10 protein-coding genes are annotated in these 15,537 nt (G+C 66.6%); 7 read left to right on the top strand and 3 right to left on the bottom strand.

What is annotated here, in order from left to right:
- Window positions 1-45 precede the first annotated feature (45 nt).
- The 5 genes from J2W49_RS19380 to pcaF are packed head-to-tail and all read left to right on the top strand — an operon-like array spanning window position 46 to window position 7,559.
- Window positions 46-837, top strand: coding sequence for an enoyl-CoA hydratase/isomerase family protein (locus J2W49_RS19380; RefSeq protein WP_310320183.1), 792 nt, complete (start codon window positions 46-48; stop codon window positions 835-837).
- Between the two features lie 17 nt (window positions 838-854).
- Window positions 855-2,951 (top strand): acetate--CoA ligase family protein, encoded by a 2,097-nt coding sequence (locus tag J2W49_RS19385; RefSeq protein WP_310320422.1) that lies wholly within the window; start codon window positions 855-857, stop codon window positions 2,949-2,951.
- A gap of 10 nt (window positions 2,952-2,961) precedes the next feature.
- The gene (locus J2W49_RS19390; RefSeq protein ID WP_310320184.1) at window positions 2,962-5,016 is read left to right on the top strand and encodes a 3-hydroxyacyl-CoA dehydrogenase NAD-binding domain-containing protein; all 2,055 of its coding nucleotides are present in this window, start codon (window positions 2,962-2,964) and stop codon (window positions 5,014-5,016) included.
- 3 nt (window positions 5,017-5,019) lie between these two features.
- Entirely contained in the window at window positions 5,020-6,345 is a 1,326-nt protein-coding gene (locus tag J2W49_RS19395; RefSeq protein WP_310320186.1) for an MmgE/PrpD family protein, read from the top strand.
- An 11-nt stretch (window positions 6,346-6,356) separates the two neighbouring features.
- Entirely contained in the window at window positions 6,357-7,559 is a 1,203-nt protein-coding gene (gene pcaF, locus J2W49_RS19400) for a 3-oxoadipyl-CoA thiolase (RefSeq protein WP_310320188.1), read from the top strand.
- 9 nt (window positions 7,560-7,568) lie between these two features.
- Here the strand turns inward: pcaF and J2W49_RS19405 are convergent, their stop codons facing one another.
- Entirely contained in the window at window positions 7,569-9,311 is a 1,743-nt protein-coding gene (locus J2W49_RS19405; RefSeq protein ID WP_310320191.1) for a lysoplasmalogenase family protein, read from the bottom strand.
- A 118-nt stretch (window positions 9,312-9,429) separates the two neighbouring features.
- Between J2W49_RS19405 and J2W49_RS19410 the strand changes: the two genes are divergently transcribed.
- Window positions 9,430-10,563, top strand: coding sequence for an SPOR domain-containing protein (locus tag J2W49_RS19410; RefSeq protein ID WP_310320193.1), 1,134 nt, complete (start codon window positions 9,430-9,432; stop codon window positions 10,561-10,563).
- A gap of 487 nt (window positions 10,564-11,050) precedes the next feature.
- Here J2W49_RS19410 and J2W49_RS19415 read toward each other — a convergent pair whose 3' ends face one another.
- Window positions 11,051-12,220, bottom strand: a complete 1,170-nt coding sequence (locus tag J2W49_RS19415) for a DSD1 family PLP-dependent enzyme (protein ID WP_310320196.1) — start codon at window positions 12,218-12,220, stop codon at window positions 11,051-11,053.
- Window positions 12,221-12,257: 37 nt separating this feature from the next.
- Complete coding sequence (locus J2W49_RS19420) at window positions 12,258-12,902, bottom strand: histidine phosphatase family protein (protein WP_310320198.1); 645 nt, start codon at window positions 12,900-12,902, stop codon at window positions 12,258-12,260.
- A 206-nt stretch (window positions 12,903-13,108) separates the two neighbouring features.
- Here J2W49_RS19420 and J2W49_RS19425 point away from each other — a divergent pair, with 206 nt between their 5' ends.
- Window positions 13,109-15,493: a hybrid sensor histidine kinase/response regulator gene (locus J2W49_RS19425; RefSeq protein WP_310320199.1), complete on the top strand. Its 2,385-nt coding sequence runs from the start codon at window positions 13,109-13,111 to the stop codon at window positions 15,491-15,493.
- The last annotated feature ends 44 nt before the right edge of the window (window positions 15,494-15,537 follow it).

Genomic DNA, 15,537 nt, shown 5'->3' on the forward strand with positions numbered 1-15,537 from the left:
AATTTGCAAAAAGAGCACTCACCCCATTTTGACTGGAGAAACTGGATGTCTTACCAACTGATCGAGCTCACGGTTGACAACGCGATAGCCACCCTCACGCTGAACCGACCGGACAAGCGCAACGCCATGAGCGACGACATGCGCACCGAGTTCATCCACGCGCTGGAGCATGTCGCTGCCGACAAAGGCATCAAGGCGCTGGTGCTCACCGGTGCCGGCAAGGGCTTCTGCGCCGGGGGCGACATCGGCGGCATGCAAAAGCGCATGAACGCGCCGGCCGGCGAAGTGGGCTTCAACGGCTGGCACCGCCAGCAGCGCGTGCACCACACGCAGGCCTTGCTGCACACCATGCCCAAACCGGTGATCGCCGCGGTCAATGGCGCGGCATCGGGTCTGGGTGCCGACACCGCACTGGCCTGTGATTTCATCATCGCCAGCGAGTGGGCGAGTTTTTCCTGGTCGTATGTGCTGCGCGGCATCATCCCGGACGGTGGGGGCATGTATTTCCTGCCGCGGCGCGTGGGCCTGGCCAAGGCCAAGGAGCTGATTTTCACCGGACGCCAAGTCAAGCTGGACGAAGCGCTGGCGCTGGGCATCGTGGACCGCAGGACCGCAGCAGACACGCTGCTGGCCGATGCACAGGCATGGGCTGCCGAATTGAGCCAGGCATCGAGCACGGCGCTGGCGCTGACCAAGACCATCCTCAACCAGAGCTTCGAGCTGTCGTCGCACGACGTGTTTGCACAAGGCAGCCAGGCGCAGGGCATCTGCTACACCAGCAGCGAGCACCGCGCTTCAGTGGAAGCGTTTTTGGCCAAAGCCGCCAGCAAGGAGTGAATACCGTGGACGCCTCCATCAACGCGATTTCCCGCCTCTTGCAGCCGCGCAGTGTGGCCATCATCGGTGCCTCGGCCGACCCCGGCAAAACCGCAGGCCGGCCTGTGGCCTATCTGCAGAAGCACGGCTATGCGGGGCGCATTCTGCCGGTGAATCCCAAGGCCGATCGCATCGGCGAGCTGCCGTGCTACGCCGACATTGCCTCATTGCCTGAGACGCCGGACGTGGCCATTGTGCTGCTGGGCGCCGAACGGGCCCAGGTGGCCATCAAGGAGCTGTCGGCACGCGGCTGCGCTGCCGCCATTGTGCTGGCCAGTGGTTACACCGAAACCGGGGAAGACGGTGCTCGGCGCCAGCAGCAACTGATGGAAGCCGCCGGGCAGATGCGCATCCTGGGCCCGAACACGATTGGCCTGGTGAACCTCACCGACCAGATCGTGCTGTCTGCCACCGGCGCCCTGGAAATGGACGAGTTCCCGGTGGGCGCTGTGGGCGTGGTGTCGCAAAGCGGTGGCATTCTGGGTTCGCTGCTCTCGCGGGCAGCGGCGCGCGGCATTGGCCTGTCCAAGCTGATTTCCACCAGCAATGAAGTGGACCTGGAGTTGGCTGATTTCATCGATCACCTGGCCGACGATCCGGCCACCCAGGTGATCGCGCTGTACATCGAGACGGTGCGCAATCCGGCCAAGTTCCGCGCGGCCTGCCTGAAGGCGGCGCGCAATGGCAAACCGGTGGTGGCCTTCAAGATCGGCCGCTCGGAAGCCGGTGCGCAGGCAGCGGTGTCGCACACCGGCGCCATGGCCGGCGCTGACCGCATGTACGACGCGCTGTTCAAGCAGGTGGGCGTGATCCGCGCACAGACTTTCAACGATCTGCTGGACATCCCCGTGGCCCTGGGCACCGGGCGCCACCTGCGGGGCCGGCGGGTGGCCGTTCTCACCAGCACCGGCGGCGCCGGCACCCTGGTGTCTGACGACCTGGGGGTGGCCGGCTTCGAGACGCCCGCACCCGATACCGCTACCGCCGAAGCACTGCGCGCACTTCAAACCGGCAGCGAGGCGGTGCTGGATCGCAACCCCATTGACGTGACGCTGGCGGGTCTGCGCCCCGAGCTGTTGCGCGGTGCTATCCGCACCCTGCTGGCCAGCCCGAGCTACGACGCGCTGGTGATCATCGTGGGATCTTCCAGCCTCGCCATGCCTGAGCTGATGGCGGGCGCCATCCGCGACTGCCTGCCCGATTCGGACAAGCCCGTGATGGCCTACATCAGCCCCCATGCGCCCGAAGTGGGGGCCCTGCTCACGCGCAATGGTGTGCCCGCTTTTGCGGCAGCCGAGAGCTGTACCGCTGCATTGAGTGCGATGTTCAAGGTCGGCAGCTTTGTGGCGCCCGTTGAAGAAGTGGACATCTGGAGCGCTGTAGAACTGGGTGAGCTGCCCTCGGGTTCACTCGACGAGGCACAGGCCAAACACCTGTTTGCGCGTTTCAAGGTGCCGTGTGCCGCCGAGCGCATCGTCGCCTCGCCAGCCGAAGCCGAAGCCGCCGCGCGCGAACTCGGTGGCCGCGTGGTGCTGAAAATTCTTTCGTCGCAGATCACGCACAAGAGCGACGTGGGCGGCGTGGCCGTGGGCCTCACGCCCGAGACCGTGGGCGAGCGCCTGATCAGCATGGCCAGCGACGTTCACGCCAAAGCCGGCGTGCGACCAGATCGGTTCATCGTGCAGGAGATGGTGGGCGGGGGCATCGAGCTGATTCTGGGCATGCACCGTGATGCACTGGGCACGGCCGTGCTGTTGGGCATGGGGGGTGTGACGGCCGAGTTGTTCAAGGACACCACCATGCGCCTGCTGACGCAGGACGCGCAGGAACTCAAACCGCTGAGCCGCGCCGATGCGCTTTCCATGGCGAAAGATCTCAAGACCTGGCCGCTGCTCGACGGCTTCCGGGGCCGACCCAAGGCCGACGTGGACGCGCTGGTGGATGCCATCGTGGCGTTCTCCCGCATGGCCGCGCAGCTCGGCGACCGCCTGGTGGAGGCCGAGATCAACCCTGTGTTTGTGCGCGCCCAAGGCGAAGGCGTGAGCGCTGCCGACGGCGTGCTCGTCTTGACTTGAGCGTGCCCTCATGAGGCCCCACGTGCACCTCGAACGGGATGGCGACATCGCCGTCATCGTGATCGACAACCCGCCCATCAATGCCGGGTCCGCCGCCGTGCGGCAGGGCCTGATGGCCGCCATCGAGACCTTGCGCACCGACGACACCCTTCAGGGCGCGGTGCTCATTGGCGCTGGCAGCACCTTCATCGCGGGGTCGGACCTGCGGGAGTTCGGCCAGCCGCTGATCGATCCCCAGCTGCCGACAGTGATCGCCGCCATCGAAGCCTGTGGCAAACCGGTGGTGGCGGCGCTGCATGGCGCGGCGCTGGGCGGTGGGTTCGAGCTGGCACTCGGTTGCGATGCGCGCGTTGCAGCGCCGGGCACGGTGGTCGGTCTGCCCGAGGTGACGCTGGGCATCATTCCAGGCGCGGGCGGCACGCAGCGGCTACCCCGCATCGTTGGCATTCCCCGCGCGACTCGCATGATCTGCTCCGGCGAACGCGTGCCTGCTGCAGCGGCACTGGAAGCTGGACTGGTGGATCACATCGCCACCGGCGATCTGCGCAGGGTCGCCGTGGCACAGGCCAAACAGCTCAAGGGTAGAAAACAGATCCTGCGTGAGCGCCCGGTGCCCGTGGCCCCAAGTGCTGAGGTGGCCGGTGCCGTGTCGGCTGCGCTCAAGGCCGGCAAGCGACGGCCTGCGGTGCAGGCGGCCATCGACGCGATCATCGCCACGGCCCATGTCAGTTTCGACGACGGCTTGGCCGACGAACGCGCGATGTTTCAGCGGCTGCGCGTCTCGCGTGAAGCTTTCGCCCTGCGGCACCAGTTCTTTGCCGAACGTGACAGCGCCAAACATCCCACGCTGGGTGATGCCACGCCGCGCACCGTGGAACAGGTGGCGGTGATTGGCGCTGGCACCATGGGTTCGGGCATCGCCATCGCGGCTCTTGACGCGGGCTACCGAGTGCTGCTGCTGGAGCAGGACGCCGATGCGCTGGAGCGTGGCGCGCAGCGCATCCACACCCACTACGCCACGCGGGTGCAAGCAGGAAAGCTCAACGCCAACGCTGCCGAAGGCTGCGAAGACAAGCTACAGACCAGCCTGGACTGGACTGAACTCGCCAAGGCAGACCTCATCATCGAGGCCGTGTTCGAAGACCTGGGCGTCAAGCAGCAGGTGTTCCAGCGGATCGACGCTGTGGCACGCCCAGGCGCGGTGCTGGCGTCCAACACCTCGTACCTGGACCTGGACGCCATCGCAGCCGTTACGTCGCGACCACATGATGTCATTGGGTTGCACTTCTTCAGCCCGGCCAATGCCATGAAGCTGATGGAAGTGGTGCGTGGCAAAGCCAGCGCGCCTGATGCACTGGTCACCGGCCTGGCGGTGGGCAAGCGGCTGAAGAAGCTGCCGGTGCTCACCGGCAATGCCTTTGGCTTCATCGGCAACCGGCTGTATGCGGCCTACCGCCGCCAGTGTGAATTCATGATTGAAGAGGGCGCCTGGCCTGAACAGGTGGACGCCACGCTACAGGCCTTTGGCTTTGCCATGGGCCCCTTCGCGGTGGCTGACCTCTCCGGGCTGGACATCGCCTGGCGCATGCGCCAGGCCCAGGCCGCCACGCGCGATCCGCATGCCCGCTACGTGCACATCCCTGATCGCCTGTGCGAAGCCCGCCGACTGGGCCGCAAGGCCGGTGCGGGCTATTACCGCTATCCTGAAGGCGGCCAAGGCCCGGAGGTGGACGAAGCCGTGCACGAACTGATTGCGCAATGCCGTGCTGAGAAGGACGTGGTTCCGCGCCGCCTGAGCGACGAAGAAGTCGTGCGCCGCGTGCTGCTGGCCATCGTCAACGAGGCCGCGCTGCTGCTGGCCGAAGGCGTGGCCGAGCGCGCCACCGACGTGGACGTGGTGCTCGTCAATGGCTATGGCTTCCCGCGCTGGGAAGGTGGGCCGGTGTTCTGGGCACGCGAACGCGGGGCTGCCGCGCTGCAGGAAGACATGGGCTGGTTGGCTGAGTTGTGCGGGCCGGGCTTTGTGGCCGGCGACTTGCGCCACCTGCTTGCAACGGAGAGCTGAACCATGTACGTCACGCAGACATTTGCCCGCTTTGCCACCGAATTTGCGCAAGCGCCATTGCCCGCCGAGGTGGCGCACCACGCCCAACGCGCGGTGATCGACTGGTACGCCTCGATCTACCCCGGCCTTGACACACCCGCAGTGCAGGTACTGACCCAGACCATGGTCGACGAGCTGGACCGGGGCACAGCCCAACTGGTGCAGGGGCGACAAGCCACGACGCGCGCGGCCGCGCTGATCCAGGGCACCGCAGCGCACGCCGCCGAGGTGGACGACAGCTTCCGCGACGCCATGTACCACCCCGGTGCGGCCACCATCGCCGCCGCGCTGGCCATGGCCCAGACGGTGGGTGCGAGCGGCCCCGAGCTCCTGCGCGCCGTGGTGCTGGGGTACGAGGTTTCCACCCGCATCGGCGTGGTGATGGGTCGCCCCCACTACAAGTACTGGCACAACACCGGCACCATGGGCAGCTTTGGCGCGGCCGCCGCCGCGGCGAGCCTGCTGAAGCTGGACGAGGCCGCCTATGCCAACGCGCTGGCCATCGCAGCCACCTTCACCGCCGGTCTGCAACAGGCCTTCCGGCAGGAGGCCATGGCCAAACCGCTGCACGCGGGGCGTGCGGCCGAAGCCGGCGTTCTGGCCGCACAGCTGGCCTCGGGCGGCATGCGCAGCTCGCTCGATGTGCTCGAAGGCGATTCCGGGCTGGGGAGCGCCATGAGCGAAGGGCCGGACTGGTCCGCTGTGGGCGCCACGCTGGGCATCGATTTCCACATCACCCGCCTGACCTTCAAAAACCACATCGGTTGCGGCCACACCTTCGCCGCGATTGACGGTGCACTGGCGCTGCAGCAGCAACACGGCTTCAGCCACGCCGATATCGAACGCGTGGCGCTGGGCGTGTACCAGCCCACGCTCGACATCGCGCCCCACGTGGAACCGCAGAACGCCGACCAGGCGCGCTTCAGCCTGCACTACATGGTGGCCACCGCGCTGGTGCACGGCAGCGTGCGCCTCTCGGCTTTCGAACCGGATCGCTTGAACGACCCGGCCACCCGTGCGCTCATGCAACGCATCGACAAGGCACTGGACCCAGCGGTGGACGCCGCCTTCCCAGGCCGGCGCGGCGCGCGCGTGACGATCACCCTGCGCGACGGCCGCCAGCTGACGCTGCTGCAACCCGACCGCAAGGGCGACCCGGAACTGCCCCTGTCTGATGTCGACCTGGAGGACAAGCTCATGGAGCTGGCCACGCCGGTGATCGGCGAGGACGCTGCCCGCGCGCTGCTCGTTCGCATCTGGCAACTGCACCAGAGCGACAAGCTCTCCTGAAGAGAAATCCCATGACCCACGCTTTCATCTGCGACGCCGTGCGCACACCCTTTGGCCGCTACGGCGGCGCCCTCTCCGGCGTGCGCGCCGACGACCTCGGTGCCGTCCCGTTGCGAGCGTTGATGGAGCGCCACCCGCAACTGGACTGGGCCGCGGTGGCCGACGTGATCTACGGTTGTGCCAACCAGGCCGGCGAAGACAACCGCAACGTGGCGCGCATGAGTGCGCTGCTGGCGGGCTTGCCTGTCTCGCTGCCCGGCTCCACGGTGAACCGCCTTTGCGGCTCGGGCCTGGACGCCCTGGGTACGGCGGCGCGCGCCATCAAGAGCGGCGAGGCCGAGCTGATGATTGCCGGTGGCGTGGAGAGCATGAGCCGAGCACCCTTTGTGATGCCCAAGGCGACCAGCGCGTTTTCGCGCGCCAACAGCGTGGAAGACACCACCATCGGCTGGCGCTTCGTCAACCCGCTGATGAAGGCGCAATACGGCGTCGACAGCATGCCCGAGACGGCCGAGAACGTGGCGACCGAGTTCAACATCTCGCGCGCCGATCAGGACCGCATGGCCCTGGCCTCGCAGACCAAGGCCCTGGCGGCGCAGCAGGCCGGGGTGTTCGACGCCGAGATCGTGCCGGTGCATGTGCCACAGAAGAAGGGCGAAGCCCTGATGGTGAACCGCGACGAACACCCGCGCGCCACCACGCTGGAAGCGCTGGCGAAGCTCAAGGGCGTGGTGCGGCCCGAGGGCAGTGTGACCGCCGGCAATGCGTCGGGCGTGAACGACGGTGCTGCGGCCCTGCTTCTGGCCAGTGAAGCCGCCACTGCCCGCCATGGGCTCAAGCCGCGCGCCCGTGTGGTCGGCATGGCCACCGCCGGGGTGCCGCCACGCATCATGGGCATGGGCCCGGCACCGGCCACGCGCAAGGTGCTGGCCCTCACCGGGTTGACGCTGGCACAGATGGACGTGATTGAACTCAACGAAGCCTTTGCCGCCCAGGGCCTGGCCGTGTTGCGCGACCTGGGCCTGGCCGACGACGACGTGCGTGTGAATCCCAACGGTGGCGCCATCGCCCTGGGCCACCCGCTGGGTGCCAGTGGGGCCCGCCTGGCCACCACCGCCATCAACCAGCTGCACCGCAGCGGTAGCCGTTACGCCTTGTGCACCATGTGCATCGGGGTGGGGCAGGGCATTGCGGTGGTCCTGGAACGGGTCTGAGAAGACGCTTCAGGGGAGCGACGGCCCGATCCTGGGCCGCAAAATCGCACCCATGCGGATATGACGAACGATCAGCACTTGCGCCGCGTAGTAGGTCGTCAGCACCCACACCTGCGACATGGGCAGCGGCATCACGAACCTGTTCACTGCCAGCAGAGCGTCACTGAGCATGAAGAAGCCCGCGCCCAGCGCCACCCCGACGGCCGCGCTGTTGCGCAACACCGTGGCGCGACCGATGGCCTGTGCGGCCATCAGCGCGATCACGCCCACATAGATGGCCACCGGCACCCGCAGCGCGTTGGGCAGGCCGCCTTGCCACAAAAACAGATACATCGCCAGGCCGATGCCCAGTGTGGCAGCGAGTGCGCGTCGGCTGGGGAACCACGGAATGTCTTGCCGGAACAGGGCGATGTAGGCCAAGTGAGCCAGCAGAAATGCCACCAGCCCAGGCAGGAAGTAGCCCGGGAACATCAGGAACACGTCACCGGCCAGGCTGAGCGCCAGCGCGCCCAGAAGCAACACAGAGCCCAGGTTGCGTCTTTGTGCTGCTTCCGTGCGGGCAAGCACCACCGCCATGGCCATCACCATGGTCAGGGGCTTGAACACCCGGTGCAGATCCACAAGGCCCAGCGCCGCAGTGGCGGTGGACAGGGCCGCAGCCTGCACCAGAAGCGCCTCCAGCATGGAAAGTCGGCCCTCCATCACCGCGCCAATGGCCCACAGCGACACCAGCAGCACGCCAAACACCACGGCGTTGTGCGCCAGTGGCCAGCCGTCGGCGAACCACAGGAAGCCCGCCACGCCCGCCAGCAGCAGCGCGAACTGCGCGGCTGCGAACACCTGCACGCCGCGTGACATGGGCGGGGCGTAGCGCTGCACCTGGGTCAGGTCGAAGGTGGGCGATGGAAAGCGCGCCGCCACGTCGGCCGGGCGCCAGCCGGGCGGCTTGAACCACACGCGCAGTTTGTCGGCCCAGCTTCGGGTGTGCCACGAATCCTTGAGCAGGCTCCAGTAGACCTCGGTGTTGGCCCACAGCGGGTTCCAGCTGTTGAGGGGCTTGCGCGTGCCGTACACACAGACCTCGTCTTCTTCCTTGAAGCTGCCGAACAGCCGGTCCCACACGATGAGGATGCCGCCATAGTTGCGGTCCAGGTAGCGGTCGTTCACCGCGTGATGCACGCGGTGGTTGGAGGGGCTGCAGAACCAGCGATCAAACCAGCCGAGCTTCTTGACCTGTTCGGTGTGCACCCAGAACTGGTAGAGCAGGTCGATGAGCGCAACCACGCCGAACACCAGCGGCGGCACACCGGCGATGGCCATGGGCAGGTAGAACACCCAGCCCAGCAGCGCACCCGAACTGGTCTGGCGCAGTGCGGTGGAGAGGTTGTAGTCCTGGCTCTGGTGGTGCACCACGTGCGCGGCCCAGAAAATGGCGCTTTCGTGCCCGGCGCGGTGCAGCCAGTAGTAGCAGAAGTCGTAGAACACCAGCGCAGTGAGCCAGCCCACCCAGGTGGTCCAGAACGGGTGGTCGGGCCAGATGGCGACCACCGAGTACACGGCGGTGTAGATGCCCACCCGCAGCAGCCGTGTGAACACCGCGCTGATCTGGCTGAGCATGCCCAGGCCGATGCTGGTGATGGCGTCGTCGAGCCGGTAGGTGTTGTGCCGGCGTTTGAGGCCGATCGCGTATTCGATGGCGATGAGCACAAAAAAGACCGGCGTGGCCAGGACGATGATCTGGCTGGGACTCATGTGGACCTGGAGGGGGGAAGAAATCGCATGCCGCATTTTGGCCAGAAGGCGCGGCCAAGGGGCTTGGCAACAACCCGCATGTTGCTGGCCCAGCCACCACCCCGTGCCAGAATTCGGTATGTTTGCGCAGCCGACCCTCGAAGACCATTCCACGATTCGCCTCGCCCAGAATGCGGCCAACAACCCGACGGCCGCCTTGTACCGCGCGGCGCTCGGGACGCTCAACACGCCTTACTACCTGGCGCTGTTCGAACGTTTCGACGCCGCTGGCCGAGCCAGCCTGGTCTGGAACACGGCGGCCGGTTTGTGCACCGTGAACTGGCTGGCGTTTCGCGGCCTGTGGGGGGCGGCGCTGGTGTACCTGGCCGCTGCCGAGGGCCTGGCCTTGCTGGTGCTTGGGGTGGGGCGTCAGTACCTGCAATGGCCGCTGGGGGTGGAGATGGGGGTGCTAGGCTCGCTGTTGATGCTGAGCATTCTGGTGCCAGGTCTGTACGGCAACGCCCTGCTGCACGCCGACATTCGCCGCCGCATGGCCAGTGCCGTGACCGACGCCCACACGGTGCGCGAGGCGTGCGAGGCACTGGAACGGCAGGCACCGACGCAGCGGCGCCTGAAGGCGTTCATCCTGGGCAATGCCCTGCTCGGAGTGCTGTTGCTGGCGGCGGCTGCATTCATCTGGACGTCTGAACCCGCCGGGACGGACACACTGCCCGCACAAGCCGTGGTGCCGACGCAGGGGGATGCGACGCCACCTGAGGTGAGCGCATCGCTTCGACCTGAGCCTGCATCACCCGGTGAACCATCGGAATATGCCGAGCCGGTTCAGCCGGTGCAGGAAGCTGCCGTCCAGTCAGAGCCGGGGCCCGTGCAGGCCCCGCCCCAGCCCGCTCCTGATTCGCCGCCGTCGGTGCTGTCGGCTCCTGCACCAAAACCATCGCAGCCTGCACAGCGCGCGACAGTCGCCGTGCCAGAGGCGGCACCCGACCGCACACCGCCACCCATTCTCGTCAAACCGCCACCATCGGTGAGCCATGGCATCAACGTGGGCCTGTTCGCCGAAGAGGCCAACGCCCTCAAGGTGCACACCCAACTCACCGAAGCCGGCTTGCCTGCCACCATGCAGACGGTCGAAGGCGCGCGCGGCCCCCGCACCCGCGTGCGCGCCGGGCCGTTCCCCGACCGGGCCACCGCCGACGCCGCCGCACAACGCATTCGGGCGATGGGGCTGGAGGCGCAGATTTATCGGCAGTGAGGTGATCTCACAGCACATTCACCTTGTGCTCCGGAGGGTTGGCTTGGCCGGGTCTCGGCCCGGCGGCCGAGGTACTGTTCTTTTGCAACGCCCAAAAGAAAGTACCCAAAGAAAAGGCGAGCCGAAGTCCGGGCCGCTGCGCGGTTCCTTGCGCTGCTCGCGTCGTGGGGGAAATTCGCAAACTTGTCCGCTGCGCGGCCTTCGGACATGCGAATTTCTGATCCCCACGCCACTGCGCTGCTCAGCCCGGCCACACGGCAAATGCGGGATCGGGAACGGCCTACCTCTCAGACGAGCTACCTTGACTCCCTCACCCGCTGGGGGAGGGCTGGGGAGGGGGCCCGTGTCCGGAGCGTAGCCTCCATCGGCGCGAGATGCCCCCCATTCCAGGGGCGACGAGGGTCCGGCTCCGCCGGCCCGAGCCGCCGTCCCCCCTCCAAGCCGAAGGCGCAAGAGAGGGGGAAGCCGCGTCAGCGGCGCAGGGGGGTTACCCAACCGCTCCGCGTGCATCCACCCGCACGATGCGCTCCACCACACCCGCCGCCAGTCCCCCGCGCACCCCGACCATGAAGTCGTGCAGGTTCACCGTGGGGTCGCAATGGCCGGGCACCAGCCACACGGTTTCGCCGAACGCGGGCAGATTGGTGCCGTTGCCGGTACTGCGCAGCACGCCATGCTCATCGCCTCCATTGGCGAAGCTCAGGCCTTCGGGGAATGCGACCGTGGGCAGGCCGCTGTCGATGGCGTGGCTTTTGTGGCCGGCGTCGCACACGGCGTGTGCCGCACCGCGACTGATCACCTGCGATTTCACGAACAGGGCATGCTCAAACACCGGCGCGTCCAGGGTGGCCTGGTTGCTGGCGTAGTCCGCGTCCATGAACAGGTACGACCCGCACTGCAGTTCACCCCAGACGCCCAGGCTGGCTTCGTTCAGGAACGTGCCCGTGCCCGCACCGGTCACCAGAGGCACTTCGATGCCTTGGGCCGAGAGCGCCTGCAGGGTGTGCTTCACCGCTTCTGCGGCGCCTTGAATCGTCTGCGCCCGCTCGCCTGGTGCGCGGAGGTGCTGGGCACTGCCGTGATAAGCCTGCAGTCCCGCGAATCGCATCGCGGGCTGTCCGGCCAGGCGCTGCGCGAGCACCACGGCCGCATCGCCGGGCGGTACCCCACAGCGGCCTTGGCCCACGTCGACCTCGATGAACACATCGATGGCATCGGGTTGAACCACCCCTGCATGGGCCAGCGCGGCAGCCAGAGCCTCAAGGCCTTGCACGCTGTCCACGGCGATGGCAAAACGTGTGCGATGCGCGCGCACCGCTTCGGCCAGGCGCTGCAGCTTGGCTGGCGCGATCACTTCGTTGCTGATGTAGATGTCGCTCACGCCGCCTCGTGCCAGGGCCAGGGCTTCGTCGGTCTTCTGAACGCACACGCCCACGGCGCCATGCGCCATCTGCAGCAACGCCAGCTCCGCGCTCTTGTGCATCTTGGCGTGCGGCCGCAGGCGCATTCCGCGCGTGTGCGCGAAATCGGCCATGCGGGCGAGGTTGCGGTCCATGGCGTCAAGGTCGATGACGAGAGCAGGCGTGTCCACCATCGCCACGCCATGGCCGACCCAGGCTTCGGCGCGATGCCAGCGTTCGGATGAGAAGGGTGTCATGAAAGCAAAGGTGTTCGAATCGTGACAGGAGGGGGCATCAGTGTTCGTCCAGCGCCTGCGCGCCGTCGGCGCTTTGCAGGTGGGTCGTGTCGGCCCAGCCCACCAGGCTCAACCCTTCGGGTGACCAGAGCAGGCGGTTGATGGCGGTGTTGGGCAGTTCCCAGCTTCGGGGGGCCTGCAGTTCGAGCCGGGTGGCGGCCCGGTAGAGGATGTCGAGCACCCCGCCATGCGCCACCATCAGCACCTGTTCACCCGGGTGGCGGGCGGCCAGTTCCGTGACGGTGTTCACCACGCGTTCGCGCAGTTGCAGCAGCGATTCGCCACCGGGAGGGGAAAAATCTGGCACGCGCTTGCGCCAGGCCGTGCTTTCTTCTGGCCAGCGGGCCTCCAGTTCGGCCCAGGTATGCCCTTCGAAGCGGCCAAAGCCGCGTTCGCGCAGGCCGGCGTGGGTGCTCACCTGCTTGCTGTGTACCTTGGCCACGGCCTGGGCGGTTTCCAGTGCGCGTTGCAGATCGCTGGCGTAGACGGCGGCAATCGGCTCATCGGTCAGTGCCTGGGCCAGACGCGACGCCTGCCATTGGCCGTGCGGGTTGAGGGCAATATCGGTGTGGCCCTGGATGCGCGTGTCGCGGTTCCAGGCGGTTTCACCATGGCGCACGGCCAGGATGCGGGTGACTTGCAAAACAGGGTTCCTCACTGGGGATGGGTGGCCACACACTGTACCGGCTTGCGTGGCGGGCGCCAATGCCGTGCAGCGGTATCCCTGCATGGCCGCGTGCGCACGGATTCGAGAACAGGTACAAAACCGGGGCCTGACGGGTAAAAATGCCTTCGATTCAAGGCCCAGATACGCAGCACGGCCCCGGTGCTTTGCCCCACAATCTCGCCATGACGCCGCCCAACTCTGCGTTGCATGGAGACTATTCCACGCTGTTCAGCTTTCTGCCCATCGGGGCGTACCGCTGCAATCCGGCTGGGGAGATGGTGCGCGTCAATCCGGCGCTGGTTCGGCTCAATGGGTACGACACCGAAGCCGAATTGCTCGGCTCGGTCAACGACGTGGCGCTGGAATGGTATGTGGACCCGAACCGGCGGGTCGAATTCCGGCGGCTGCTCGAGAGGGACGGCTTTGTGCGTGGTTTCGTGTCGGAAATCCGCCGGCACCGCACACGCGAACGCATCTGGGTGAGTGAACATGCCCACATCGTGCGCGACGCCGATGGCAGGATGCTGTACTACGAGGGAACGGTCGAAGACATCTCCGCCCAGGTGCACGCTCAGAACGAACTGCGTCGCAGCGAAGAGCAGTTGCGGCTGATCACTTCGCAGGTGCCCGGCATGGTGTTCGTGGTGCATGTGGCGCCTGACGGACAGCGCCAGTACCGTTTTGTGAGTTCCGGGGTTCGCGACATCTACGGAATTGCGCCGGAAGACCTCATGCGGGACGCCTCGTTGGCGGCGAAATTCCGCCACCCGGAAGATCTGCCACTTCTTGAGCGTGACATGCAGATGATTCGTGCGGGCCCTGTCGATCTGGGCGGCGAATTCCGCATCCGGATGCCCGATGGATCGATCAAGTGGGTGTACCGTCGGTCTTGCGCGATACCGTCGGACGAGACGGGTTTTTTGAGGGTGGGGGTGCTGCTCGACATCACCGCGCGCAAACAGGCAGAGGCCGAGTTGCATGCCAACGAGGCACTGTGGAAGCTGGCGCTGGAGAGTGCGGGCGACGGGGTGTGGGACTGGAACCTTCAGACGGGAGAAGAATTTTTCTCGCAGGGCATCAAGAGCATGTTCGGCTACACGACCGACGAGTTGCCGAACTTTGCCGAAGAGCTGGACAGCCGCACCCATCCCGACGACCTGCAGCAGATGCAGGCCGACCGGCTGGCCCACTTCGAAGGGCGCGCGCCCACCTATCGCAACGAACACCGCGTGCGCTGCAAGGATGGCAGCTGGAAATGGGTGCTTTCACGCGGCATGGTCATCGCGCGTGATGCGGACGGCAAACCGCTTCGCATGATCGGCACACACACCGACATCACCGAACTCAAGCAAGCCGAGGCCCACCAGCGGGCGCTGGAGATGCAGCTTCGCGAATCGCAGAAGATGGAAGCGATCGGCACCCTGGCCGGCGGCGTGGCCCACGATTTCAACAACCTGCTGGCGGCCATTCTGGGCAACCTGGCATTGGCGCAGGAAGACGTGGGCGCACACCACCCCGCACGCGAAAGCCTGGGCGAAATCCAGCGCGCGGCCATGCGGGCGCGCCAGCTGGTCCAGCAGATCCTCACTTTCAGCCGGCGCCAGACGCAGGAGCTGGAGCTTCAGCTGCTCACCCCGCTGGTGGAAGAGGCACTGGGGCTGTTGCGGTCGCTGCTGCCTGCTGGCGTGCGCCTGAACGCCAGGCTGCCGTCAACACCACTGCCCGTGATGGCCGATGCCACGCAGGTGCAGCAGGTGCTCATGAACCTGTGCACCAACGCCTGGCAGGCCATGGACAACCAGGCCGGCGACGTCACCGTCGCGCTGCGGGTGGTCGACATCGATGTGGCGCATGCCCTGCGTCTGGAGGGGCTGACCAGCGGGCGGTACGCCTGTCTGAGCGTGACCGACAACGGCCCAGGCATGGACCCGGACACCCTGCGACGCATCTTTGAGCCGTTTTTCACCACCAAGCCGCCCGGAACTGGCACCGGGCTGGGTCTGGCGGTGGTGCATGGCATCGTCAAGACCCACCGGGGCGCCATCGACGTGAGCAGCGCGCCCGGTGAAGGCTCGCGATTCGATGTCTATCTGCCGCTGGCGACCCATGCCGCCGTGGTGTCCGATGCCTTGTCGCCACCGGTGGCCGCAGCGCCTGTGCCTGCACCCGAGGCGCCCGTCCCGCACTTGGTTTACATCGACGACTACGACGCGATGACGTTTCTGGCCGGGCGCCTCCTGCGCAAGCAGGGTTTCAAGGTCACCACCTTCGAGTCGGGGGAGGCGGCGGTGGCTTGGCTGGCGCAGCACCCGGGCGAGCCCGTCGATCTGCTGCTGACTGACCAGAACATGCCGGGCATGTCTGGCGTGGACGTGGCGCGGGAAGTGCGGCGGCTGCGGCCGGGCCTGGGGGTGGCGATTGTTTCAGGCCATGTGAGCGACAAGCTGTTGGCCGACGCTGCCGAGCAAGGCGTGCTGGAGGTGATGGGCAAGCAGGACAGCATGGACGCCCTGGGTGACGCCATCTGTGCGTTGCTCGGTCAGATGACGACGCGTTCGTCACCATGAACGATCAAGAGCGAAAAGCGACGGTATTTTGCGAGCGCTGCATC

The organism is Hydrogenophaga palleronii (assembly GCF_031457455.1).
Lineage (GTDB): Bacteria > Pseudomonadota > Gammaproteobacteria > Burkholderiales > Burkholderiaceae_C > Hydrogenophaga > Hydrogenophaga palleronii_A.